The following is a 22,903-nucleotide window of genomic DNA, read 5'->3' as shown; positions in this document are numbered from 1 at the left end:
AAGCGAAAAAACCTTAGCGTGCCGCCTCATAAATACGGCGGCTGACGTCCAGCGTAATGTCCTGATGTTCACCGAGATTTGTACCGCCGTGCGCTTCGAGTTTTGCCAGCAACGCCGGGATTGAGCTGCCATCCAGACCATAATCTGAGAGGCGGGTCGGCACACCCAATTGCTCAAAGAAACCGCGAGTCGCGGCGATAGCGGCATCAATACGCTGGTCATCAGAACCTTCCGTAATGTTCCAGACACGCTCGGCATATTGCAGCAGTTTGGCGCGTTTAGTGTCGCGTTTTTCATTCCACAGCGCCGGTAGAACGATAGCCAGTGTTTGAGCATGATCGAGGCCGTGCATGGCGGTAAGCTCATGGCCCAACATATGGGTTGCCCAGTCCTGGGGAACACCTGCGCCAATCAGACCGTTCAACGCCTGCGTCGCCGCCCACATCACGTTGGCGCGGACATCATAGTTTTCAGGTTCCTGCAGCGCTTTCGGGCCATCTTCAACCAGCGTCAGCAGAATGCCTTCAGCGAAACGATCCTGAATTTTTCCATCGACCGGGTAAGTGACGTACTGTTCTACTGTGTGCACAAACGCATCGACGACGCCGTTGGCAACCTGACGCGGCGGCAGCGTGTAGGTGTAAACCGGATCCAGCACAGCAAAGACCGGCTGTACAAACGGCGTCATAAACGCCAGCTTATCACCGGTGGTTTTGCGCGAGATAACCGCGCCTGAGTTAGATTCGGAACCGGTCGCGGGCAGCGTCAGAACAGAACCCATCGGGACTGCGCTTTTCACGTCGTTGCCGCGGGTTTCCAGAATGTGCCACGGATCGACGCCCTCTGCGTAGTGAGCGGCGGCAGCGATAAATTTCGTACCGTCCAGGACGGATCCACCCCCCACAGCCAGCAGGAAAGTCACCTTCTCATCACGCACCATTTTGACGGCATTCATCAGCGTTTCATAAGACGGGTTTGGTTCAATCCCGCCAAATTCCAGTACATCAAGACCGCTGAGGGCGTTATGTACCTGGGCCAGCACGCCGGTCTTTTTCACGCTACCCCCACCGTAGGTGACTAACACGCGGGCGCCTTGCGGAATTTGCTGGCGCAGTTCGGTGATAGCGCCTTTACCAAACAGAATACGGGTTGGGGTATGCAGATTAAAATTGTTCATTGTTCGTTCCCTTATGTGGGTAGAAAAGAGGGCAGGTGGATGTCTGCCTGATGGTGAACATTGTGGTCTTCAGTGGCGTGCCTCTCAATGCTCATTTCTGCCAATGTCTTGCCTATTTCTCCAGAAGACTGGAGAAAATAGATAAAAATGCGCACTATGTAGAGGTGGTAAACCGATGACAAAATGGCGCGCGATGAACCGAGAAGAGACCTGTCTTCTGCTGACAGATAAAATTAAGCAGCTGAAAAGTAATGAGAAGAAGCTTAGTGAATTGCTTCCTGATGTCCGCTTGCTATACGGCACTGAACCTGGTCTGCGTACGCCGGTGATGTATGAACCTGGCATCATATTCCTCTTCTCCGGACATAAAATCGGTTATATCAATGAGCGCGTATTTCGCTACGACGCCAATGAATACCTGTTGCTGACAGTACCTTTACCCTTTGAATGTGAAACGTATGCGACGCCAGAACGCCCGCTGGCCGGTATTCGCCTGAATGTGGATATCCTGCAATTGCAGGAGTTGCTGATGGACATCGGAGAAGACGATCGCTTCCAGCCGTCGATGGCGGCGAGCGGAATTAACTCCGCTACGCTGTCAGACGAGATCCTTTGTGCTGCCGAGAGGCTGTTAGATGTTATGGAACGGCCACTGGATGCGCGGATTCTGGGGAAACAGATCATCCGTGAAATACTTTACCATGTGTTGACCGGGCCGCGCGGGGGCGCGCTGCTGGCGCTGGTGAGTCGCCAGACACACTTCAGTCTGATTAGCCGTGTGCTGAAGCGCATTGAAAATAAGTACACTGAAAACCTTAACGTTGAACAACTGGCAGCGGAGGCCAATATGAGCGTCTCCGCGTTCCACCATAATTTTAAATCGGTCACCAGCACCTCGCCGCTGCAATACCTGAAGTCCTACCGACTGCATAAAGCGCGGATGATGATGATTCATGACGGGATGAAAGCGAGTGCCGCTGCGATGCGGGTTGGCTACGAGAGTGCGTCGCAGTTCAGTCGGGAATTTAAACGTTATTTTGGCGTTACGCCGGGTGAGGATGCGGCGCGAATTCGGACTCTCCAGGGGAGTTAACTGACTTCCCGGCTGGCAACGCCGGGAAGAGGAAGGGCTCAGGCGTTGCAGTACTTTTTCTTGATGACAACAATCACCGTGCCGAGCAATCCTGCCGTCAGCAGGGCAACCGGCAGGATCATCAAAAACGTCATCACCTGATCTTCATGGCGTTTGACGAAGGGGATCATGCTGAGCGCATAGCCGAAACTGGTCACCACGCCAACCCACAGCAGACCACTCAGCCAGTTAAAAAACTGGAATCTGCGGTTAGAGAGTCCGGAAATTCCCGCCATCGTGGGTAACAGAGTGCGAACAAATGCCAAAAAGCGCCCAACGAGCAGAGCCAGAAGACCGTGCCGGTCGAACATGCAGGTTGCGCGTTGATGGTACTTGGACGGTAGTTGCGCCAGCCAGCCTTTCACTGTTTGCGTATTTCCCAGCCATCGACCCTGAATATAGCTGAGCCAACATCCCAGACTTGCCGCTGCGGTTAATATCGCCACGGTGGGTACAAAGTCCATCACACCTTGTGCAATCAGCGCTCCTGCCAGTATCAGCAGGCTGTCTCCCGGTAAAAAGGATGCTGGCAACAGACCGTTTTCTAAAAACAGTGTGGCAAACATCACAAAGTAGACAACGCTAACAACATGTGGATCCGCCAGCGCAGCAAAATCGTGTTGCCAGAGCGCAGCGATAATATCTTGAATGACAGCCATGGACTTTCCTGTGGAACCGCGTGTAAGTGCCTATTGTACTCCCGAATTGCCCGGGACGCTTTGATCCCGGACGCAACAAACACAGACTTTTCTGCTGGAAGTGTCTGCAATTATGTCCATTGGCGGCAACTTTACACGATCCGGGCAAATCCTGCGGCTAAATCCTCAATAAGATCGTCAACATTTTCTAAACCAATATGTAAACGAATCAGTGTTCCGCTGAAATCCACTACACCTTCCGGGCGAATGGCGGCCATGTGCTCAGGTTGATTCGCCAGAATCAAGGATTCAAATCCCCCCCACGAGTAAGCCATGCTGAACAGGCTGAAGTTGTCGAGGTAGGCTGACATCTCGTCATTACTGAGTTTTTTGTTCAGGACAAATGAGAACAAACCGCTGCTGCCGGTAAAATCGCGCTTCCAGAATTCATGGCCCTTGCTGCCGGGGAGCGCAGGGTGGTTGACGCGCGCCACTTGCGGATGATTTGCCAGCCATTCAGCTACTTTCAGGCTGCTTTCATGATGCTGGCGCAGGCGCACGCCCAATGTACGTAAACCGCGGCTGGTCATGTACGCCGTGTCGGCATCCAGCATTTGTCCCATCAGATAGGCGTTCTCACGCAGTTGCTCCCAACAGCGCGCGTTGGAAACCGCGGTTCCGACCATCGCATCAGAGTGACCGATCAGGTATTTTGTCCCCGCCTGAATCGAGATATCGATTCCAAAATCCAGCGCTTTAAAGAGCACCCCGGCGGCCCAGGTGTTGTCAATAATGATAATTGCATCAGGCGCAACCCGTCTGACTGCTTCAACAATCGCTGGGATGTCATGGACTTCCATTGTGATGGAGCCCGGCGATTCCAGGAAAACGATTCGGGTGTTGGGCTGAATGTGTTTTATGATATCGGCGCCGACCATAGGGTCGAACCAACCGGTGGTCACACCGAGTTTGGCGAGAATTTTGGTGCAGAAATCCTGGCTTGGCTCATAGGCTGTGTTGGTCATCAGCACGTGATCGCCTTGCTCGACGAAAGCTAAAATGGTGTTGGCGACGGCTGCCGCACCACAGGGGAACAGGGCGCATCCAACACCGCCCTCCAGTTCGCACATCGCTTCCTGGAGAGAGAAATGGGTCAACGTTCCGCGACGGCCATAGAAAAGCTCGCCGTTGGCGCGGTTACGGGTAGCGTGTTTTTTCGCTTCGACTGTCTCGAATACCAGTGAAGAAGCGCGTTGAATCACGCTGTTTACCGATCCCAGGGTGTACTTTTTACTGCGTCCTGCATTCACAAATTGAGTATCAAGGTGTTTTTTTGTCATGTCGCACGACCTGTTTTTTATACGTCTGGATGTCTAAACTAACATGAATGCGGCACCGCGCATCCAGAGGAATTTCGATAAAGCAGAAAATTTTATCAAAATATCCTCTCGTGGCTTTTTTACTGCGTAAGCGCAAGGAAAAGAAACCAAAGGTGCGGCAATATGTAAATAGTAATGAGAACGACTATCAATTCGACGTCGTTTTGATATTATTGCGCTCAGATTTTGTGATTTGCGTCCTGGAGATACAGAGTGGGTAATAATTTGATGCAGACGGATCTTTCCGTCTGGGGTATGTATCAGCACGCCGACATTGTAGTTAAGTGTGTGATGATTGGTCTGATTCTGGCGTCAGTGGTCACCTGGGCTATCTTCTTCAGCAAAAGCGTTGAGCATTTCACGCAGAAGCGCCGACTCAAGCGTGAGCAGGAGCAACTGGCTGAAGCCCGTTCTTTGGATCAGGCAAGCGATATCGCTTCTGAATTTGACGAAAAAAGTTTTAGCGCGATGTTGATTAACGAAGCGCAAAACGAACTGGAACTGTCGGAAGGCAGCGAAGATAACGAAGGTATTAAAGAGCGTACAGGGTTCCGTCTGGAACGCCGCGTCGCAGCCGTGGGTCGTCATATGGGACGGGGTAACGGTTATCTGGCGACTATCGGTGCGATCTCTCCTTTTGTGGGTCTGTTCGGTACGGTATGGGGCATCATGAACAGCTTCATCGGTATCGCACAAACGCAAACCACTAACCTTGCCGTTGTGGCTCCGGGTATCGCAGAAGCACTGCTGGCGACGGCGATTGGTCTGGTGGCGGCCATTCCTGCCGTGGTTATCTACAACGTTTTTGCCCGCCAGATTGGCAGCTATAAAGCGATGCTGGGCGACGTGGCGGCACAGGTGTTGTTGCTGCAAAGCCGTGACCTGGATTTGAACGCGAGTGTCTCCGCTCAGCCGGTGCGTACCGCGCAGAAATTACGTGTAGGATAATGTTTCATGGCAATGCGTCTTAACGAAAACCTGGACGATAATGGTGAAATGCATGAAATCAACGTGACGCCGTTTATCGACGTTATGCTGGTTTTGCTGATCATCTTTATGGTGGCTGCGCCTCTGGCGACGGTGGATGTGAAGGTGAATTTGCCTGCTTCCTCCAGTGTGCCGCAACCCCGTCCGGAAAAACCGATTTACCTGTCTGTGAAGGCCGATAACTCCATGTTCATCGGCAACGATCAGGTCACGGATGAAACCATGATCAACGCGCTTAATACGCTGACCGAAGGAAAGAAAGACACCACGATCTTCTTTCGCGCAGACAAGACGGTTGATTACGAAACCATGATGAAGGTAATGGACTCGCTGCATCAGGCGGGTTACCTGAAAATTGGTTTGGTTGGTGAAGAGGTCGCAAAAGCGAAGTAATCGTTTTGCCGGACGGTGCTTAGGCCTGTCCGGCCTGATTTCTGCGACTCGTTGGCCGGCCTGGTGTCGTTGCCTGGCACAACTCTACGCAACATCTGTCCTTGAAAACATCCCCCGCACATTTTCTCTTTTCGTGTTTACTGTCGATTCTCATCCAGCGCCACTGTCGTGATATTGGCTGTCCGGTAATTGCCATCGGAAAGTTTACGGGTCAGACGTAATGTGGCGGTTTCCCGCGCCAGCAAGTGCTGCCAGCTGCTTTCCAGGCGAGCCATGATTTTGGCATGCAGTTCCGGGCGTTGTTCTGTGAGGGTGTTGATGATCGCGCCGTAAATCTCTTCCTTTACCTGCAGGGCATAGATTTCACGGCGGTTTTGCCATTTTAACCTCACAAGCTCTGCGGGAATTGATACCATCTCTTGCGCGACGCTTTCAAGGATGGCATTTTTATTGGCAATTAACGCGTCAAGATTTTGCTTTAAGATAAATTCATCACTTTTATCGCTATCTAAAGCTAAATAAACATTATTATCCTCAACGTCTTTCATTTTAATCATCTTCCAGAGAATAAAAAATGGGGGTGTTTTTCTCACCGGTAATTAAATTAAGCCAAATTTTATTACCATCGTCGTTTATCTTTGCAGTTGTTTCTGCCAGTATTTTGCTAACGGTTTGCGCATCAATATCACCTTCGGCCTGCAGTGTATTTATGAGGCGGGCAAACGTTTCAATTTTGGCAACACGATACAATCGATCTTTTAAATGACGGTCGCGCTCTTCAAGTAGCATATTCCTGGACTGGCCAGTGGCAGTGGCGCTAATTAAAATATCTGATTCATAATCGCTGAGTGTTTTCTTTCCCTGAGCTAAATTTTCACTCTTTGCAGCGGTGCTGGGGTCTGCGGGGGAAGGCGATAGATGAAAGCGAGACGGAACAAGATGCTCAGGAAGCATTCTGTAATATCCTTTCCTGTCAATAGTATAACGAGTGTGTTTATAAGGTAGGTTTCATTGACAATAACATGGTGTAATTTTAAAATCAAAAAAAATGGAGTCAATAAATGAACAGTATTTTTTATTCTGTTATTACCCTGCTATTGCTTACCTTTGGTGTACTTGTCCTGATGCGAGGACTTAATAAAAATTATTCTGAAGCGAAAGCCAGCGTAAGTCATCAACAAGAACCGATGACGAAAGAAGAGGGCGAAGATCATTTTTCATCGCTCATGAACACTATTACACCGGTATGGTACTGGCGAGTTAATCATGAATATATCGATTTTCTTCACGCCACGATAAAACGGATGACGGTGGCTGAATTGAATGGAACGCCAGGTTTGTTTGACGCGCAAAGACGTTGTAGTGATCTTAATTCTGCGGTGTACAAATACTATGACAATATTAAAAAACGTTGTCTGAATGGAGAAAAGGTCTCGCACTCTGATCTTGATGTACTCAATTTGCGGCAATGTTTCCAGGAGTTCAGCCTGGAGGCTTATCCCTCCCTGGTCGCGCTGGTGTGGCCAGAATATCAGCGCTCACCCATAAAACCGGATAACGTTTGAGCGCTGTGATTCTGATGCTTCAGGAATGGTCGGAAGCGGGTTTTCACTCACTGGCCGGGTAAGGCGAAAGGGCCGCCCGGCGCAATGTCTTTACTTATCTGATGATGCTTGCCACAGATTCAGTTTGCCATCTGCAACATGCTTATCAATCTGCGTCAGTTCTTCAGCAGTGAACGTCAGGTTATTCAGCGCTTGAACGTTCTCTTCCAGTTGTTCAGGGCGACTGGCGCCAATCAACACGGATGTGACGCGGGGATCCTTCAGCAGCCAGCTTAATGCCATTTGCGCCATCGACTGTCCGCGCTGTTGCGCCATCTCGTTGAGCAAACGCAGGCTGGAAATATTCTCTTCGGTGAGCATGTTCTCCGTCAGACCGCGGGCCTTTTTCCCTTCACGCTGCATGCGGGAACCTTCCGGAATACCGTTCAGGTATTTTCCTGTGAGCAGCCCCTGGGCGAGCGGTGTAAAGGCGATGCAACCTGTTCCGTTGGCTTCCAGCGTATTTAACAGACCGCTTTTATCAACCCAGCGGTTTAACAGGTTGTAGGAGGGTTGATGGATCAGCAGCGGGATCTTCCATTCACGCAGCAGGTCAGCCATCTGTTGCGTACGTTCGGGAGAGTATGAGGAAATGCCGACATAAAGCGCTTTCCCGCTTTGCACCGCCTGAGCCAGCGCAGAAGCCGTCTCTTCCATCGGCGTATTTTCGTCGACCCGGTGCGAATAGAAGATATCGACGTAATTCAGCCCCATACGTTGCAGGCTCTGATCGAGGCTCGCCAGCAGGTATTTACGTGAACCACCAGCGCCATAAGGACCCGGCCACATGTCGTATCCGGCTTTGGTGGAGACGATCAGTTCATCGCGATGGTTCGCAAAATCGCGGCGTAACAGGCGGCCAAAATTCTCCTCCGCACTGCCCGGAGGCGGTCCATAGTTATTGGCCAAATCAAAATGGGTGATACCTAAATCAAATGCCTTACGCAGCAGGGCTTGCTGTGAATCCAGCGCGTGAACGTGACCGAAACTGTGCCACAAGCCCAGTGACAGCGCAGGCAAACGCAAACCGCTTCTCCCGCAATAGCGATACAGCATGTGCTCATAACGTTCAGGGTTAGCTAACCAGGTCATGCAATCTCCTTAGAGCTGTTGGATTTCAAAACAACGTTTCTATTCTAGCGACTGCGTCAGGTCTGTCCCGTTCGCCAGGTCACATTGAGATGAAATATTGGGCAAAAATACGCCGCTATGCTTTGCTTAACAAAACATCCGTGCCGGAGTGAGGTTATGCCAAGACTAACAGCCAAAGATTTCCCGCAAGAACTGCTCGATTACTACGATTACTATGCGCATGGAAAGATCTCTAAACGTGAGTTTCTCAAACTTGCTGCGAAGTACGCGGTGGGGGGCATGACGGCGCTTGCGCTGTTTAACCTGCTGAAACCGAATTATGCGCTGGCAACGCAGGTGGAATTTACCGACCCGGATATTGTGCCGGAATACATTACCTATCCGTCACCGAACGGGCATGGTGATGTGCGCGGCTATCTGGTCAGGCCCGCAAAGGCTGAAGGTAAAACACCCGCTGTGGTGGTCGTTCACGAGAATCGTGGACTGAATCCCTATATCGAAGATGTGGCGCGGCGAGTGGCAAAGGCGGGTTACATTGCGCTGGCGCCAGATGGCCTGAGTTCTGTCGGCGGTTACCCGGGCAACGATGACAAAGGCCGGGAACTGCAACAACAGGTCGACCCCACAAAATTAATGAATGATTTTTTCGCCGCCATTGAGTTTATGCAGCGCCATCCCGCAGCGACGGGCAAGGTCGGTATCACCGGTTTTTGCTATGGTGGCGGGGTATCGAACGCGGCGGCGGTCGCGTATCCGGAGTTGGCCTGCGCTGTTCCTTTTTATGGACGCCAGGTTCCGGCATCAGACGTCCCTAAAATCAACGCCCCCTTGTTATTACACTATGCCGCTCTGGATACGCGGATAAATGAAGGCTGGCCCGCTTATGAAACAGCGCTTAAAGCAAATAATAACGTCTTTGAAGCGTATATTTACCCTGGGGTAAATCATGGTTTTCACAATGATTCGACGCCGCGTTATGACAAATCCGCCGCCGATCTTGCCTGGCAGCGTACGTTGACCTGGTTCGAAAAGTATTTGCGATGAAAAGTATGAATCTGCTTATCAGTATTAAGAGCAGATATTGAATAATAATAGTTTCCCATTCCATTAGCATTTATTCAATATTGTGATTGAGGGGGTTCTTATCGCATAAAAAATGAAAAGTAAGTATATCTTCTTCACATTTTGCCGATAACGCAGATAAGTCACGCTTAATGGCGAATCCTCATTTACGGCAAGGGAATACTTATGTACTTACTGCGAAACCTCTCTATTCGTGTTGTCATGTTGACAATATTGGGTCTTTTTTGTCTGCTCTGGTCGGGCGTCGGTCTATTTAGTATCCATGCCTTATCGAAGGTCACGGAAGGGAACGAAGTTGACCGACATCTGGTGCGTCAGATGACGGTGCTTAGCCAGGGTAACGATCAGTATTTTCGCTTTGTTACCCGTCTGAGCCGCGCAATGGACGTTAAAATCGGCGGCGGCATACCCGATTTCGCCCCAGCACAGCAATCGCTTGATAATATGCGAAAAAAACTTCAGGAGATGAAAACGCTGTCGCCAGGGCCGATGGACCAGGAGGTGGCGGCCGCAGTGCTGGCGAGTTGGCAGGCCTTGCTGGATAAGGGGATTATGCCGCAAATGCAACTGGCAAAGGAGGACTCTCAGGCGGCATGGCGCGAGCAGGCAACGACCGTGACGCCCGCCTTAAGTCGTGCGTTTGGTGCCAGCGTTGAGCGTTTTAACCACGAAGCCGGGACCCGCCTGGATAACACTCGTGTCATGGTGGATGGTCAAACATCGGTTATCCGCACAATGATCATCGCTGCCGCGATTCTGGGTATTGCGATCCTCCTCTTTACTGACCGTTATCTTGTGGTGCTGCTGATGAAGCCGCTGGCGCGTATCCGTCAGCAGTTTCGCCAGATTGCGCAGGGCGATCTCAGCCAACCGATTGAGGATTTGGGGCGTAACTGTGTGGGACAACTGATGCCTTTGCTCCGTGCTATGCAGGACAGTCTGCGTGAAGCGGTGAGCACGATTCGTTCGGGCAGCGACAATATCTGGCGTGGCGCGACGGAGATCTCAAGCGGTAACAACGACCTCTCTTCCCGCACCGAGGAACAGGCTGCCGCACTGGAAGAGACAGCGGCCAGCATGGAACAACTTACCGCAACGGTAAAACTGAATGCGGAAAACGCGCGCCAGGCCAGCAAGCTTGCAGATATTGCATCGGCGACCGCCGAAAAAGGCGGCGCGCTGGTGTCGGAAGTGGTTGATACCATGGACGGTATTTCTGCAAGTTCAAAGCAGATTGCCGAAATCACTACAGTTATCAATAGCATCGCCTTCCAGACCAATATCCTGGCGTTGAATGCCGCCGTTGAAGCTGCCAGAGCGGGCGAGCAAGGTCGCGGATTTGCGGTCGTCGCTGGCGAAGTGCGTAATCTGGCCAGTCGCAGTGCGGGGGCCGCGAAAGAGATCGAAACGCTGATTGCTGAATCAGCGCATCGTGTCGGGCAGGGAGCGCAACTGGTGAAAGAGACCGGCTCGACCATGGAGGCCATTCTGCGGGGCGTCACGGAAGTCACTGCCATCATGAAGCAAATTGCATCGGCCTCCGAGGAGCAAAGCAAAGGCATCTCTCAGGTGGGGGTAGCGATCACCCAGATGGACAGTGTGACCCAACAAAATGCCGCGCTTGTGGAGCAGGTTTCAGCGGCGGCGTCAGCGCTGGAACGTCAGACTGAGGCGTTGCAGCGCTCAGTACAACGGTTCCGCCTCTCCCATAGCGAGCCGCAGACTCAGCCGGGAAAAAATGCCTCTGGCCCTACCCAAACCGGAGCTTCTGCTCCCGATTTAACCGATGAGTGGGTAACCTTTTAATCAGGCGTAAGAAAGTACGCAATACCACTGGCCTTTGTTTAAAAAACCGCTATATAATAAATTGTATAGCGGTTAGGAGGCTGTATGAAAAATCATTTTGGCAAAGGTTTGATGGCTGGGTTAAACGCATCACATGCCGATAGCGCACGCAATGTGGCGAATTTTTGTTCCGACTATAAACGTGGTTTTGTATTAGGTTTTTCGCATCGCATGTTTGAAAAAACAGGCGATCGCCAACTTAGCGCCTGGGAGGCGGGAATTCTGACCCGTCGTTATGGATTGGATAAAGAGATGGTGATGGACTTCTTTAGAGAGAATCAGTCGAATACAACCATTCGATTTTTCATGGCTGGTTATCGACTCGAATATTGATCCAAAAGGGGTATTAGCTTGCTTTAATTAATTACACTATTGTCTTACACCTTCGTTTTATTGTCCCCTCGCAGTATCATAATATACATAACCATAAAGAAAGTGTGGTAAATGGCGCTCCGATCGCAGTATGGTTTTTGCGATAGGTGCAAAATAGAGCCAGGTCTTTGCAACGGAATAACAATATAATGACTGGAGATAATACTCTCACCAATTCTCACGGCGTTAACCGTCGTGATTTCATGAAGCTTTGTGCAGCACTAGCCGCTACTATGGGGCTCAGTAGCAAAGCCGCCGCAGAAATGGCCGAGTCGGTTACCCGTCCTCAGCGTCCACCGGTTATCTGGATTGGCGCTCAGGAATGTACGGGTTGCACTGAATCCTTGCTGCGGGCAACTCACCCAACGGTAGAAAACCTTGTTCTGGAGACCATCTCTCTTGAATATCATGAGGTCCTTTCCGCCGCCTTCGGCCATCAGGTCGAGGAGAACAAACATAATGCTCTGGAGAAATATAAAGGGCAGTATGTGTTGGTCGTTGATGGTTCTATCCCATTAAAAGATAACGGTATTTACTGCATGGTTGCCGGTGAGCCGATTGTGGATCATATCCGCAGAGCGGCTGAAGGCGCGGCAGCGATTATCGCTATCGGCTCCTGCGCTGCATGGGGCGGTGTGGCGGCTGCGGGCGTGAACCCAACGGGCGCCGTCGGTTTGCAGGAAGTGCTGCCGGGCAAAACCATTATCAATATCCCAGGCTGCCCGCCTAACCCGCACAACTTCCTTGCGACAGTTGCGCACATCATTACGTATGGCAAACCACCGAAACTGGATGCGAAAAATCGTCCTACCTTTGCCTATGGTCGCTTGATCCACGAACATTGCGAACGCCGTCCGCACTTTGATGCTGGTCGTTTTGCGAAAGAGTTTGGTGATGAAGGCCACCGTGAAGGCTGGTGTCTCTACCATCTGGGCTGTAAAGGACCAGAAACCTGGGGTAACTGCTCCACTCTGCAATTCTGCGATGTCGGCGGCGTATGGCCGGTCGCGATTGGGCACCCTTGCTACGGTTGTAACGAAGAAGGCATCGGTTTCCATAAAGGTATCCACCAGCTCGCTCATGTGGAAAATCAAACTCCGCGCTCAGAAAAACCTGACGTGAACATGAAAGAGGGCGGCAACGTTTCTGCTGGCGCTATCGGGTTGCTTGGCGGTGTGGCTGGGCTGGTTGCCGGTGTCAGCGTGATGGCGGTACGTGAACTGGGGCGTCAGCAAAAGAAAGATGACGCTGACTCACGGGGAGAATAACCGTGAACAGACGTAACTTTATTAAAGCAGCCTCCAGCGGGGCATTGCTGTTAGGCGCCGCGCCGTCTGTCAGCTATGCAGCTGCCGAAAATCGCCCGCCGATCCCAGGATCGCTGGGGATGTTGTATGACTCGACGCTGTGCGTAGGCTGTCAGGCCTGCGTCACCAAGTGTCAGGATATCAACTTCCCGGAGCGCAACCCACAAGGGGAACAGACCTGGTCCAATAACGACAAACTGTCGCCGTACACCAATAACATCATTCAGGTGTGGCGTAGCGGCGATGGCGTCAACAAGGACCAGGAAGAGAACGGCTATGCGTACATTAAAAAACAATGTATGCACTGCGTTGATCCCAACTGCGTCTCTGTTTGTCCGGTATCTGCACTCAAGAAAGATCCCAAAACCGGCATTGTCCATTATGACAAAGATGTGTGTACCGGTTGTCGTTACTGCATGGTTGCCTGTCCTTACAACGTGCCGAAATACGACTACAACAACCCGTTTGGTGCGCTTCATAAATGTGAGCTGTGTAACCAGAAAGGGGTTGAGCGTCTTGATAAAGGCGGTTTGCCGGGCTGCGTCGAAGTTTGTCCTGCCGGGGCGGTCATTTTTGGTACGCGTGAAGAGCTGATGGCGGAAGCGCAAAAACGTCTGGCACTGAAACCAGGCAGCGACTACCACTATCCGCGTCAAACGTTGAAATCAGACGATACCTATCTGCATACAGTACCGAAGTACTACCCGCATCTGTACGGTGAAAAAGAGGGCGGCGGTACGCAGGTGCTGGTGTTGACGGGGGTGCCTTATGAGAATCTGGACCTTCCGCAACTGGCCGATCTTTCAACGGGCGCACGTTCCGAACATGTTCAACACACCCTGTATAAAGGCATGATGCTACCACTGGCCGTACTGGCGGGCTTAACCGTGCTGGTTCGTCGTAACACCAAAAACGACCATCACGACGGAGGAGACGATCATGAGTCATGATCCTAAACCGCTGGGCGGAAAAATAGTCAGCAAACCGGTCATTATTTTTGGGCCGCTTATCATCCTCTGCATGATCCTCATCGTGAAACGTCTGGTATTCGGATTGGGGTCTGTCTCCGATCTGAACGGTGGTTTCCCGTGGGGCGTGTGGATCGCGTTTGACCTGTTGATCGGCACGGGCTTCGCCTGTGGCGGCTGGGCGCTGGCGTGGGCGGTATATGTCTTTAATAAAGGACAGTATCACCCACTGGTGCGCCCTGCACTGCTGGCGAGCCTGTTTGGTTATTCCCTGGGTGGTCTGTCAATCACCATTGACGTTGGTCGCTACTGGAACCTGCCGTACTTCTACATTCCGGGCCACTTTAACGTGAACTCGGTACTGTTCGAGACGGCGGTCTGTATGACCATCTATATCGGCATCATGGCGCTGGAGTTTGCACCTGCTCTGTTTGAACGTCTGGGGTGGAAGGTTTCGCTCAAACGTTTGAACAAAGTGATGTTCTTTATCATCGCGCTTGGCGCGCTGCTGCCGACCATGCACCAGTCCTCAATGGGATCATTGATGATTTCTGCAGGGATTAAAGTGCATCCGCTATGGCAAAGCTATGAAATGTTGCCGCTGTTCTCGGTATTGACCGCCTTTATCATGGGCTTCTCGATAGTCATCTTTGAGGGTTCTCTGGTTCAAGCAGGTCTGAAAGGGAACGGCCCGGATGAGAAAAGCCTGTTCGTGAAACTGACGAACACGATCAGCGTATTGCTGGGGATTTTCCTCGTCCTGCGCTTTGGCGAACTGGTATATCGGGACAAACTGTCGTATGCCTTTGCGGGCGATTTTTACTCCGCCATGTTCTGGCTTGAAGTTGTTCTGATGGTCTTCCCGCTGGTGGTGCTGCGTGTCGCGAAACTGCGTAACGACTCACGCATGTTGTACCTGTCCGCGCTGAGCGCGTTGTTAGGTTGTGCGACATGGCGTCTGTCCTACTCGCTGGTGGCATTCAATCCAGGCGGCGGCTACCACTACTTCCCGACCTGGGAAGAACTGTTGATTTCTATTGGTTTTGTGGCTATTGAGATTTGCGCATATATCGTACTCATTCGTCTACTGCCGATACTTCCTCCTTTAAAGCAAAACGATCAAAATCGTCATGAGGCGAGCAAAGCATGAGCCAGAGAATTACTATTGATCCGGTAACCCGTATTGAGGGGCATTTACGCATCGACTGCGAAATCGAAAATGGCGTGGTATCAAAAGCATGGGCATCCGGTACCATGTGGCGCGGCATGGAAGAGATCGTGAAAAACCGCGATCCGCGCGATGCGTGGATGATTGTGCAGCGTATTTGTGGTGTGTGCACCACGACTCACGCTATCTCTTCCGTGCGTGCAGCAGAAAGCGCGCTGAATATTGATGTTCCCGTGAACGCACAGTACATCCGTAACATCATTCTGGCAGCGCACACCACGCACGACCATATCGTGCACTTCTATCAGTTGTCTGCGCTTGACTGGGTGGACATCACCTCCGCACTGAAAGCCGATCCGGCGAAAGCCTCGGCGATGCTGAACGGTGTGTCAACCTGGCACCTGAACAGCGCGGAAGAGTTCACCAGGGTTCAGAACAAGATTAAAGATCTGGTTGCCAGCGGTCAGTTAGGTATTTTCGCTAACGGTTGCTGGGGTCACCCGGCGATGCAACTGCCGCCGGAAGTGAACCTGATTGCGGTGGCGCACTACCTGCAGGCACTGGAATGTCAGCGTGATGCAAACCGCGTCGTGGCACTGCTGGGCGGTAAAACACCGCACATTCAGAACCTGGCGGTCGGTGGGGTCGCGAACCCTATCAATCTGGACGGTCTGGGCGTGCTGAACCTTGAACGCCTGATGTACATTAAGTCCTTCATCGATAAGCTGAGTGACTTTGTTGAGCAGGTTTACAAGGTGGATACCGCGGTTATTGCGGCGTTCTATCCAGAGTGGCTGGAACGCGGTCAGGGTGCGGTGAACTACCTGAGCGCACCGGAATTCCCGACTGACGGTAAAAACGGTAGCTTCCTGTTCCCGGGCGGTTACATCACCAATGAAGATCTGTCGACTTATCGTCCGATCACCTCTCACTCCGATGAATACCTGATCAAAGGGATTCAGGAAAGTGCGAAACACGCGTGGTACAAAGACGAAGCGCCGCAGGCACCGTGGGAAGGTACAACGGTTCCGGATTACACCGGCTGGTCAGATGATGGCAAATACTCCTGGGTTAAAGCGCCAACCTTCTACGGTAAAACGGTTGAAGTGGGTCCGCTGGCCAACCTGCTGTGCAAACTGGCGGCGAAACGCGAATCTACCCATGCCAAGCTGAATGAAATCATTGCGATTTACACCAAGCTGACCGGTAAAACGATCGAAGTGGCGCAGCTGCATTCGACGCTGGGCCGTATCATTGGTCGTACCGTTCACTGCTGTGAACTGCAGAAAGTGTTGCAGGATCAGTATAACGCGTTGATCGTGAACATCGGTAAAGGCGACCACACGACCTTCGTGAAACCGAATATTCCGGCCACTGGCGAATTCAAAGGCGTCGGCTTCCTCGAAGCGCCACGCGGTATGCTTTCTCACTGGATGGTGATTAAAGACGGCATTATCAGCAACTACCAGGCGGTTGTACCGTCAACCTGGAACTCTGGCCCACGTAACTTTAATGACGAAGTGGGACCGTATGAGCGTTCTCTGGTAGGGACACCGATCGCCGATCCGAACAAACCGCTGGAAGTGGTGCGTACCATTCACTCCTTCGACCCTTGTATGTCATGTGCGGTGCATGTGGTGGACGTTGACGGGAACGAAGTCGTCTCAGTTAAGGTTCTGTAATGCGGATATTAGTCTTAGGGGTCGGCAATGTTTTGCTGACCGATGAAGCCATCGGAGTACGTATCGTTGAAGCGTTAGAGCAGCGATATGTACTGCCGGATTTCGTTGAGATCCTCGATGGCGGCACGGCGGGAATGGAGCTTCTCGGCGATATGGCGAACAGAGATCATCTGATCATTGCTGATGCCATTGTGTCGAGAAAAAGCACTCCGGGAACGATGATGATCCTGCGGGATGAAGAGATTCCGGCGCTGTTTACCAACAAAATCTCACCGCACCAGCTTGGCCTGGCCGACGTTTTGTCGGCCCTTCGCTTCACCGACGAATTTCCGAAGAAACTGACGCTGGTTGGCGTTATCCCGGAATCGCTGGAACCGCATATTGGCTTAACGCCGACAGTGGAAGCGATGATTGAACCTGCTTTAGAGCAGGTTCTTGCCGCGCTGCGCGAATCAGGTGTTGAAGCCATCCCACGGGAGGCGACGCATGTCTGAGGAGTTTTTAGGGTTCCAGACTGCCCCGAAGGCGCAGGTTCAGGCCGCGTTTGAAGAGATTGCGCAGCGTTCGATGCACGATCTCTCTTTTCTGCATCCGAACATGCCGGTGTACGTCTCTGATTTTACGCTATTTGAAGGTCAATGGACGGGGTGTGTTATCACCCCGTGGATGTTGAGTGCGCTGATTTTCCCTGGGCCGGATCAACTCTGGCCGCTGCGTAAAGTCAGTGAAAAACTGGGGCTTCGACTGCCCTACGGTACAATGACCTTCACCGTTGGCGAGCTGGATGGCGTTTCACAGTATCTCTCCTGTTCGCTGATGTCGCCGCTTGATCACGGCATGTCGGCTGAAGAAGGGCTCCGCCTGGCGGACGACTGTGCGCGGATGCTGCTGTCGTTGCCGGTCAGCAATCCTGACGCGCCACAGCTAAATCGTCGTGCGCTGCTGCTGGGCCGTAGGAACTGCGAAAATGCATGAGTTGTCTCTATGCCAGAGCGCCGTTGAGATCATCGTGCAGCAGGCTGAGCAACATGACGTAAAGCGGGTCACCGGCGTGTGGCTGGAGATCGGGGCACTCTCTTGCGTTGAAGAGAGTGCTGTGCGTTTCAGTTTCGATATCGTCTGCCAGGGTACGGTTGCGCAGGGATGTGAGCTTCACATCGACTACAAACCGGCTCAGGCCTGGTGTTGGGATTGTAGCCAGGCGGTTGAAATCTCGCAGCATGACGCGCAGTGTCCGCTTTGTCATGGTGGCAGTCTGCGTGTTGAAACCGGTGATACGTTGAAAGTAAAAAGTATTGAAGTTGAATAACCCGTTGTACATTCCAGGTGGTTAACTATGTGTATTGGAGTTCCGGGTCAGGTGTTGGCCGTCGGTGAAGATATTCACCAGCTTGCGCAGGTTGAAGTGTGTGGCATCAAGCGTGATGTCAACATTGCGCTGATATGTGAAGGTGATCCAGCTGAGCTGCTCGGGCAGTGGGTACTGGTGCATGTGGGATTTGCGATGAGTATCATCGACGAAGATGAAGCCAAAGCCACATTGGATGCGCTACGCCGTATGGAGTATGACGTCACCAGCGCCTGATAACCCCTGATGACAATCTGTTAAGTGCGCCCACATCGCTGTATGTTTTTTTATACATCGAAAGTGAGAACACACCTATGCTTAAATCCTTACGCCAGCTTTCCTTGCTGGCGTTGCTTTTTTCCCTGCCATTAATGGCTCAGGCCGACCGAACATTTACCGATCAGCTTGGCCGCCAGGTGACTGTTCCGGACTCCGTGGATCGCGTGTTCGCGCTTATATGGTGAACCCGGATCTGACCACCTACGGTTCCGGTAAATATACCGGGTTAATGATGGCGCATGCGGGGGCATTGATATGCGTAAAGAAGCCAATGACTGGTATCAGCGTTTTTATCGTACCGATTATCAGGGGGTTGACTGATGCGCATACTGGCTGCGGGGAGTTTCCGCACTGCCTGGCGACCGCTGATGGCGTGCTTTCAGGCGCAAGAAAGGCAGGGTATTTCCTGTGATTTTGCTCCTGCGGGATTGCTGCGTGAGCGGATAGAAAAGGGGGAACCGTGCGACTTTTTTGCCTCGGCAAATCTGGCACACCTACACGCGTTGTTGAATGCCGGTCGCGCGCTGCTTGTTGCGCCATTCACCACCAATCGCCTGTGTCTTTGCGTGCGGGCAGATCTCGTGCGTGCCGGTGATGACTGGCTGGCGTTGTTAACCCGTCTGGCGCTACGGATTGGCACATCAACAGCGGGATGCGATCCGTCCGGTGATTATACTCAACTGCTCTTCTCACAAATGGGCGAGGCAGGAGAACGTGTGCGAGAGCGCGCAGTGGCGTTGGTCGGAGGCAGGGAAACATTAGCCATTCCGCCGGGCAGGCTGGCTGCGGAGTGGTTAATCAACAACGATTACACCGATATCTTTATCGGCTACGCCAGCTATGCGCCCAGATTGCGTGAGGTTGCTACGCTAAAAATCATAGCGATACCGGAGCCTTACAATCCGGTTGCCCAGTACGCTTTTGCCTGTTTGAGTGAACGGGGTAAGCCGTTTTCAGATTTTCTGCTCTCACCACAAGCGGTGACGATCCTCAGGCAGCACGGGTTTAGGTAAATGCCGGACGCCGACGTAAACGTCTTGTCCGGCATCCTGGTTTAGCTCTGACGCTTATCTTCGGTCTGGGTGTCGAAGTCGCTGGCGTCATGACGTTCATGCAGTTGCTCGTTCAGCGGCCCATTGGTGCGGTTTACTATCCGCCCGCGCTTGACGGCCGGACGCTCAGCAATCTCTTTCGCCCAACGCTGTACGTGTTGATAACTGCCCGCATCGAGGAACTCTGCTGCATCGTAAACGTTCCCTAAGACGACGTTGCCGAACCAGGGCCAGATGGCCATATCGGCAATAGTGTACTCCTCTCCCGCGACATACTGGTTATGCGCTAACTGCTTATCCAGCACATCCAGCAGACGCTTAGCTTCCATGGTGAAGCGATTGATGGCGTACTCAATTTTCTCCGGCGCATAGTGGTAAAAATGGCCAAAACCACCGCCGAGGAACGGTGCTGCGCCCTGGAGCCAGAACAGCCAGTTCAGGGTTTCGGTGCGTTTTGCCAGATCCTGGGGCAGGAAATAGCCAAACTTTTCCGCCAGATAAAGCAGGATAGAACCTGATTCAAACACACGACATGGCGGAGTCAGCGAATGATCGCGCAACGCCGGGATCTTCGAGTTTGGATTGACCTCAACAAAGCCGCTGGAGAACTGATCGCCTTCGCCAATGCGGATCAGCCAGGCGTCGTATTCCGCACCGGTTACGCCCTGTGCCAATAACTCTTCCAGCAGGATTGTCACTTTCTGACCGTTAGGCGTTCCCTGGGAGTAGAGCTGTAGAGGATGTTTGCCTACAGGCAGCGTTTTTTCATGGGTTGGGCCAGAGACCGGACGATTGATATTGGCGAACGCGCCGCCGCTGGATTTTTCCCACGTCCAGACTTTCGCGGGCTGATAAGTGTTATCGGACATGTTGACCTGCCTTCTGAGGGGTTGTGTTGAAGCAGTGTAGCAGTTCAGTAGACCCTCATTTAACAGATTGGGACATTAAGATGGCCACCGATTGTGAATTTTTCGCCTCTGAACGCCATCCGCTTCGTTGAGGTGTATGATAAGTCGACCTCTGTCCGGTTAGTGTCACAGAGCAGGCAATCAGAGCGAAAAATTCACGCCAGGCTGCTCAGACTGTATTGTTTTGAGGTAAGGTGCATGAGCAAAGGAACGACCAGTCAGGATGCCCCTTTCGGGACATTATTGGGCTACGCCCCCGGTGGTGTGGCGATCTACTCTTCAGATTACAGCTCCCTCGACCCACGGGACTACGACGATGATGCTGCTTTTCGTAGCTACATTGACGATGAATATATGGGCCACAAATGGCAGTGCGTTGAGTTCGCCCGCCGTTTTCTCTTTCTTAATTATGGTGTTGTGTTCACTGATGTTGGAATGGCATGGGAAATCTTCTCGCTGCGCTTCCTGCGTGAAGTGGTGAATGACAACATTCTGCCGTTACAAGCTTTTCCTAATGGTTCTCCCCGGGCTCCGGTCGCGGGCGCGCTGCTGATCTGGCAAAAAGGCGGTGAATTCAAAGACACAGTCCATGTGGCGATCATTACCCAGCTACTGGGTACCAAAGTCCGCATTGCGGAACAGAACGTGATTCACACGCCGCTTCCTCCGGGTCAACAATGGACTCGTGAACTGGAGATGGTGGTAGAGAACGGCTGTTACACCCTTCGCGATACCTTTGATGACACTACCATTCTGGGCTGGATGATCCAGACGGATGATACGCGCCACAGCCTGCCGCAACCTGAGATCGCCAACGACGCGTTGACGATCCGTGGTGCGCGACTGGAAAACACAGGGCAGTTTGACGGTAAGTGGCTCAATGAACAGGATCCGCTGCAGAAAGCGTATGTGCAGGCGAACGGCCATGTGATCAATCAGGATCCGCACCAGTATTTCACCATTACTGAGAGCGCAGAGCAGGAGCTGATCAAAGCGACCAATGAGTTACATTTGATGTACCTGCATGCGACCGACAAAGTGCTGAAAGATGACAGCCTGCTGGCGCTGTTTGATATCCCGAAAATTCTCTGGCCGCGTTTGCGGCTCTCCTGGCAACGCCGTCGCCACCATATGATCACCGGTCGTATGGATTTTTGTATGGATGAACGCGGGCTGAAGGTATACGAATACAACGCCGATTCCGCGTCGTGTCATACCGAAGCGGGTTTGATCCTCGAAAGATGGGCAGAGCATGGCTATAAAGGGACGGGGCATAATCCGGCAGAGGGGTTGATCAACGAACTGGCGGGCGCCTGGAAGCACAGCCATGCGCGTCCTTTCGTGCATATCATGCAGGATAAGGATATTGAGGAGAATTATCATGCGCAGTTTATGCAGCAGGCGCTGCATCAGGCGGGATTTGAAAGCAAGATCCTGCGTGGTCTGGATGAATTGCGTTGGGATGATGCCGGTCAGTTGATTGATGGTGATGGTCGGCTGGTGAACTGTGTCTGGAAAACCTGGGCGTGGGAAACGGCCATTGAACAGGTGCGTGAGGTCAGTGAAACCGAATACGCGGCAGTACCGATCCGTACCGGGCATACCCATCAGGACGTTCGACTGATCGATGTGTTGCTCCGCCCGGAAGTTTTGGTCTTTGAGCCGTTATGGACAATGATCCCCGGCAACAAAGCTATCCTGCCGATTCTGTGGCAACTGTTCCCCCATCATCGCTATCTGCTTGATACGGATTTCACCGTTAACGATGAACTGGTGCAGACAGGATATGCGGTGAAGCCGATCGCGGGCCGCTGTGGCAGCAACATCGATTTGGTCAGTCATCAGGAAGAGCTACTGGATAAAACCAGCGGCAAATTTGCAGAGCAGAAGAACATTTATCAGCAGCTTTGGTGTCTGCCAAACGTGGCGGGTAAGTACATTCAGGTCTGTACGTTCACCGTTGGCGGCAACTACGGCGGCACTTGCCTGCGTGGCGATGATTCACTGGTGATTAAGAAAGAGAGCGACATAGAACCCTTGATCGTTGTTAAGGCGTAGTCTCTCGTTTTGAAGAGAAATCAGCGGTGGTTACCTGCCGCCGCTGATTCATTCAGGTCGTTTCATTCTCAACACGTTAAAAACGGCTTCCTGGCGGGCATGTCGGTATAACAATTCCGACCCTGGAGTGGCGTTCCCTTTGAAATAACTGAAGTTAGTGTTGAATGGCGATATATTTAACTGAAGTTTTACGTCGATTTTCATTGAGTCACTGACATCAGTACGATGGAACGCAATTTATTTTGATTTTTCGGCTTTTTTATTTAAGGCAATACTACTTTTAGAGTGTTTTCGTATCACGTGCTGTGTTATTTTTGAGCAAAAAATAAAAAATGTGATATTATTCCCACCATGAAAAGTGACTGGCAAAGAAGTACAGCCGCATAATTCAATATGCAACGACATGGGTTAACAAGTCGTTTTCATACTGT

The 22,903-nt window shown here is 51.9% G+C and carries 24 protein-coding genes and 1 pseudogene; 18 read left to right on the top strand and 7 right to left on the bottom strand.

Features of this window, described 5'->3' with window-relative positions; translation table 11 throughout:
• Positions 1-13: 13 nt before the first annotated feature.
• Positions 14-1,177 (bottom strand): alcohol dehydrogenase, encoded by a 1,164-nt coding sequence (gene yqhD, locus NNO04_RS07035; protein WP_271444066.1) that lies wholly within the window; start codon positions 1,175-1,177, stop codon positions 14-16.
• A 193-nt stretch (positions 1,178-1,370) separates the two neighbouring features.
• On the opposite strand from yqhD, the gene NNO04_RS07030 reads away from it, so the two are divergent.
• Positions 1,371-2,270: an AraC family transcriptional regulator gene (locus NNO04_RS07030; RefSeq protein ID WP_271444126.1), complete on the top strand. Its 900-nt coding sequence runs from the start codon at positions 1,371-1,373 to the stop codon at positions 2,268-2,270.
• Between the two features lie 38 nt (positions 2,271-2,308).
• On the opposite strand, the gene yghB is transcribed toward NNO04_RS07030, so the two are convergent.
• Together yghB and metC are read right to left on the bottom strand one after the other, a co-directional pair.
• Positions 2,309-2,968 carry a DedA family general envelope maintenance protein YghB gene (yghB, locus tag NNO04_RS07025; protein WP_271444065.1) on the bottom strand — a complete coding sequence of 220 codons (660 nt, stop codon included), beginning with the start codon at positions 2,966-2,968 and terminating at the stop codon, positions 2,309-2,311.
• Positions 2,969-3,099: 131 nt separating this feature from the next.
• On the bottom strand, positions 3,100-4,287 hold the full coding sequence (gene metC / locus NNO04_RS07020; RefSeq protein ID WP_271444064.1) for a cystathionine beta-lyase: 1,188 nt from the start codon (positions 4,285-4,287) through the stop codon (positions 3,100-3,102).
• Positions 4,288-4,539: 252 nt separating this feature from the next.
• Between metC and exbB the strand changes: the two genes are divergently transcribed.
• Positions 4,540-5,274: a tol-pal system-associated acyl-CoA thioesterase gene (exbB, locus tag NNO04_RS07015; RefSeq protein WP_271444063.1), complete on the top strand. Its 735-nt coding sequence runs from the start codon at positions 4,540-4,542 to the stop codon at positions 5,272-5,274.
• Positions 5,275-5,280: 6 nt separating this feature from the next.
• Entirely contained in the window at positions 5,281-5,706 is a 426-nt protein-coding gene (gene exbD / locus NNO04_RS07010; protein ID WP_162379505.1) for a TonB system transport protein ExbD, read from the top strand.
• A 137-nt stretch (positions 5,707-5,843) separates the two neighbouring features.
• Here exbD and NNO04_RS07005 read toward each other — a convergent pair whose 3' ends face one another.
• Together NNO04_RS07005 and NNO04_RS07000 are read right to left on the bottom strand one after the other, a co-directional pair.
• A complete protein-coding gene (locus NNO04_RS07005) occupies positions 5,844-6,254 on the bottom strand; it encodes a cytoplasmic protein (RefSeq protein ID WP_271444062.1) in 411 nt (136 codons plus the stop codon).
• 1 nt (position 6,255) lies between these two features.
• A complete protein-coding gene (locus tag NNO04_RS07000; RefSeq protein ID WP_271444061.1) occupies positions 6,256-6,660 on the bottom strand; it encodes a hypothetical protein in 405 nt (134 codons plus the stop codon).
• A 107-nt stretch (positions 6,661-6,767) separates the two neighbouring features.
• On the opposite strand from NNO04_RS07000, the gene NNO04_RS06995 reads away from it, so the two are divergent.
• Positions 6,768-7,271 (top strand): ESA_00282 family adhesion-associated protein, encoded by a 504-nt coding sequence (locus NNO04_RS06995; RefSeq protein WP_271444060.1) that lies wholly within the window; start codon positions 6,768-6,770, stop codon positions 7,269-7,271.
• Positions 7,272-7,361: 90 nt separating this feature from the next.
• Here the strand turns inward: NNO04_RS06995 and NNO04_RS06990 are convergent, their stop codons facing one another.
• The gene (locus tag NNO04_RS06990; RefSeq protein WP_271444059.1) at positions 7,362-8,402 is read right to left on the bottom strand and encodes an aldo/keto reductase; all 1,041 of its coding nucleotides are present in this window, start codon (positions 8,400-8,402) and stop codon (positions 7,362-7,364) included.
• 156 nt (positions 8,403-8,558) lie between these two features.
• Between NNO04_RS06990 and yghX the strand changes: the two genes are divergently transcribed.
• The 13 genes and pseudogenes from yghX to NNO04_RS06925 all read left to right on the top strand — a co-directional run bounded on the left by yghX (position 8,559) and on the right by NNO04_RS06925 (position 19,467).
• Positions 8,559-9,446, top strand: a complete 888-nt coding sequence (yghX, locus tag NNO04_RS06985) for a YghX family hydrolase (protein WP_271444058.1) — start codon at positions 8,559-8,561, stop codon at positions 9,444-9,446.
• 204 nt (positions 9,447-9,650) lie between these two features.
• Entirely contained in the window at positions 9,651-11,291 is a 1,641-nt protein-coding gene (locus NNO04_RS06980; RefSeq protein ID WP_271444057.1) for a methyl-accepting chemotaxis protein, read from the top strand.
• 84 nt (positions 11,292-11,375) lie between these two features.
• Positions 11,376-11,663, top strand: a complete 288-nt coding sequence (locus NNO04_RS06975; RefSeq protein WP_271444056.1) for a DUF2623 family protein — start codon at positions 11,376-11,378, stop codon at positions 11,661-11,663.
• A 188-nt stretch (positions 11,664-11,851) separates the two neighbouring features.
• Positions 11,852-12,970: a hydrogenase 2 small subunit gene (hybO, locus tag NNO04_RS06970; RefSeq protein WP_271444055.1), complete on the top strand. Its 1,119-nt coding sequence runs from the start codon at positions 11,852-11,854 to the stop codon at positions 12,968-12,970.
• Between the two features lie 2 nt (positions 12,971-12,972).
• Positions 12,973-13,959 carry a hydrogenase 2 operon protein HybA gene (hybA, locus tag NNO04_RS06965; protein WP_271444054.1) on the top strand — a complete coding sequence of 329 codons (987 nt, stop codon included), beginning with the start codon at positions 12,973-12,975 and terminating at the stop codon, positions 13,957-13,959.
• Positions 13,949-15,127, top strand: a complete 1,179-nt coding sequence (gene hybB / locus NNO04_RS06960) for a Ni/Fe-hydrogenase cytochrome b subunit (RefSeq protein ID WP_192613478.1) — start codon at positions 13,949-13,951, stop codon at positions 15,125-15,127. Before hybA ends, hybB begins: the two co-directional genes overlap by 11 nt.
• Positions 15,124-16,827: a hydrogenase 2 large subunit gene (gene hybC, locus NNO04_RS06955; RefSeq protein ID WP_271444053.1), complete on the top strand. Its 1,704-nt coding sequence runs from the start codon at positions 15,124-15,126 to the stop codon at positions 16,825-16,827. The genes hybB and hybC overlap by 4 nt, the downstream gene beginning before the upstream one ends.
• On the top strand, positions 16,827-17,321 hold the full coding sequence (locus NNO04_RS06950; RefSeq protein ID WP_271444052.1) for a HyaD/HybD family hydrogenase maturation endopeptidase: 495 nt from the start codon (positions 16,827-16,829) through the stop codon (positions 17,319-17,321). Before hybC ends, NNO04_RS06950 begins: the two co-directional genes overlap by 1 nt.
• Positions 17,314-17,802 carry a hydrogenase-2 assembly chaperone gene (gene hybE, locus NNO04_RS06945; protein ID WP_271444051.1) on the top strand — a complete coding sequence of 163 codons (489 nt, stop codon included), beginning with the start codon at positions 17,314-17,316 and terminating at the stop codon, positions 17,800-17,802. Before NNO04_RS06950 ends, hybE begins: the two co-directional genes overlap by 8 nt.
• Complete coding sequence (gene hypA, locus NNO04_RS06940) at positions 17,795-18,136, top strand: hydrogenase maturation nickel metallochaperone HypA (RefSeq protein ID WP_271444050.1); 342 nt, start codon at positions 17,795-17,797, stop codon at positions 18,134-18,136. Before hybE ends, hypA begins: the two co-directional genes overlap by 8 nt.
• Positions 18,137-18,163: 27 nt before the next feature.
• Positions 18,164-18,412 carry a hydrogenase maturation factor HybG gene (gene hybG, locus NNO04_RS06935; protein ID WP_271444049.1) on the top strand — a complete coding sequence of 83 codons (249 nt, stop codon included), beginning with the start codon at positions 18,164-18,166 and terminating at the stop codon, positions 18,410-18,412.
• 77 nt (positions 18,413-18,489) lie between these two features.
• Positions 18,490-18,630 (top strand): annotated as a pseudogene (locus tag NNO04_RS06930) (hypothetical protein); the annotation flags it as partial.
• Between the two features lie 144 nt (positions 18,631-18,774).
• The gene (locus NNO04_RS06925; RefSeq protein ID WP_271444048.1) at positions 18,775-19,467 is read left to right on the top strand and encodes a molybdate ABC transporter substrate-binding protein; all 693 of its coding nucleotides are present in this window, start codon (positions 18,775-18,777) and stop codon (positions 19,465-19,467) included.
• 41 nt (positions 19,468-19,508) lie between these two features.
• Here the strand turns inward: NNO04_RS06925 and yghU are convergent, their stop codons facing one another.
• Positions 19,509-20,375 (bottom strand): glutathione-dependent disulfide-bond oxidoreductase, encoded by an 867-nt coding sequence (gene yghU, locus NNO04_RS06920; RefSeq protein WP_271444047.1) that lies wholly within the window; start codon positions 20,373-20,375, stop codon positions 19,509-19,511.
• Between the two features lie 237 nt (positions 20,376-20,612).
• Here yghU and gss point away from each other — a divergent pair, with 237 nt between their 5' ends.
• Entirely contained in the window at positions 20,613-22,472 is a 1,860-nt protein-coding gene (gss, locus tag NNO04_RS06915) for a bifunctional glutathionylspermidine amidase/synthase (protein ID WP_271444046.1), read from the top strand.
• The last annotated feature ends 431 nt before the right edge of the window (positions 22,473-22,903 follow it).

Origin of the sequence: Citrobacter sp. Awk 4, assembly GCF_028069725.1 — a bacterium.
GTDB lineage: Bacteria > Pseudomonadota > Gammaproteobacteria > Enterobacterales > Enterobacteriaceae > Citrobacter_D.
This window is presented reverse-complemented; position numbering and strand designations above follow the sequence as displayed.

Bases quoted from the DNA above. Each gene is read 5' to 3' on its own strand.
- yqhD (WP_271444066.1), bottom strand. From the start codon at position 1,177: ATGAACAATTTTAATCTGCATACCCCAACCCGTATTCTGTTTGGTAAA.
- NNO04_RS07030 (WP_271444126.1), top strand. From the start codon at position 1,371: ATGAACCGAGAAGAGACCTGTCTTCTGCTGACAGATAAAATTAAGCAG.
- yghB (WP_271444065.1), bottom strand. From the start codon at position 2,968: ATGGCTGTCATTCAAGATATTATCGCTGCGCTCTGGCAACACGATTTT.
- metC (WP_271444064.1), bottom strand. From the start codon at position 4,287: ATGACAAAAAAACACCTTGATACTCAATTTGTGAATGCAGGACGCAGT.
- exbD (WP_162379505.1), top strand. From the start codon at position 5,281: ATGGCAATGCGTCTTAACGAAAACCTGGACGATAATGGTGAAATGCAT.
- NNO04_RS07005 (WP_271444062.1), bottom strand. From the start codon at position 6,254: ATGAAAGACGTTGAGGATAATAATGTTTATTTAGCTTTAGATAGCGAT.
- NNO04_RS07000 (WP_271444061.1), bottom strand. From the start codon at position 6,660: ATGCTTCCTGAGCATCTTGTTCCGTCTCGCTTTCATCTATCGCCTTCC.
- NNO04_RS06995 (WP_271444060.1), top strand. From the start codon at position 6,768: ATGAACAGTATTTTTTATTCTGTTATTACCCTGCTATTGCTTACCTTT.
- NNO04_RS06990 (WP_271444059.1), bottom strand. From the start codon at position 8,402: ATGACCTGGTTAGCTAACCCTGAACGTTATGAGCACATGCTGTATCGC.
- yghX (WP_271444058.1), top strand. From the start codon at position 8,559: ATGCCAAGACTAACAGCCAAAGATTTCCCGCAAGAACTGCTCGATTAC.
- NNO04_RS06980 (WP_271444057.1), top strand. From the start codon at position 9,651: ATGTACTTACTGCGAAACCTCTCTATTCGTGTTGTCATGTTGACAATA.
- NNO04_RS06975 (WP_271444056.1), top strand. From the start codon at position 11,376: ATGAAAAATCATTTTGGCAAAGGTTTGATGGCTGGGTTAAACGCATCA.
- hybO (WP_271444055.1), top strand. From the start codon at position 11,852: ATGACTGGAGATAATACTCTCACCAATTCTCACGGCGTTAACCGTCGT.
- hybB (WP_192613478.1), top strand. From the start codon at position 13,949: ATGAGTCATGATCCTAAACCGCTGGGCGGAAAAATAGTCAGCAAACCG.
- hybC (WP_271444053.1), top strand. From the start codon at position 15,124: ATGAGCCAGAGAATTACTATTGATCCGGTAACCCGTATTGAGGGGCAT.
- NNO04_RS06950 (WP_271444052.1), top strand. From the start codon at position 16,827: ATGCGGATATTAGTCTTAGGGGTCGGCAATGTTTTGCTGACCGATGAA.
- hybE (WP_271444051.1), top strand. From the start codon at position 17,314: ATGTCTGAGGAGTTTTTAGGGTTCCAGACTGCCCCGAAGGCGCAGGTT.
- hypA (WP_271444050.1), top strand. From the start codon at position 17,795: ATGCATGAGTTGTCTCTATGCCAGAGCGCCGTTGAGATCATCGTGCAG.
- hybG (WP_271444049.1), top strand. From the start codon at position 18,164: ATGTGTATTGGAGTTCCGGGTCAGGTGTTGGCCGTCGGTGAAGATATT.
- NNO04_RS06925 (WP_271444048.1), top strand. From the start codon at position 18,775: ATGCGCATACTGGCTGCGGGGAGTTTCCGCACTGCCTGGCGACCGCTG.
- yghU (WP_271444047.1), bottom strand. From the start codon at position 20,375: ATGTCCGATAACACTTATCAGCCCGCGAAAGTCTGGACGTGGGAAAAA.
- gss (WP_271444046.1), top strand. From the start codon at position 20,613: ATGAGCAAAGGAACGACCAGTCAGGATGCCCCTTTCGGGACATTATTG.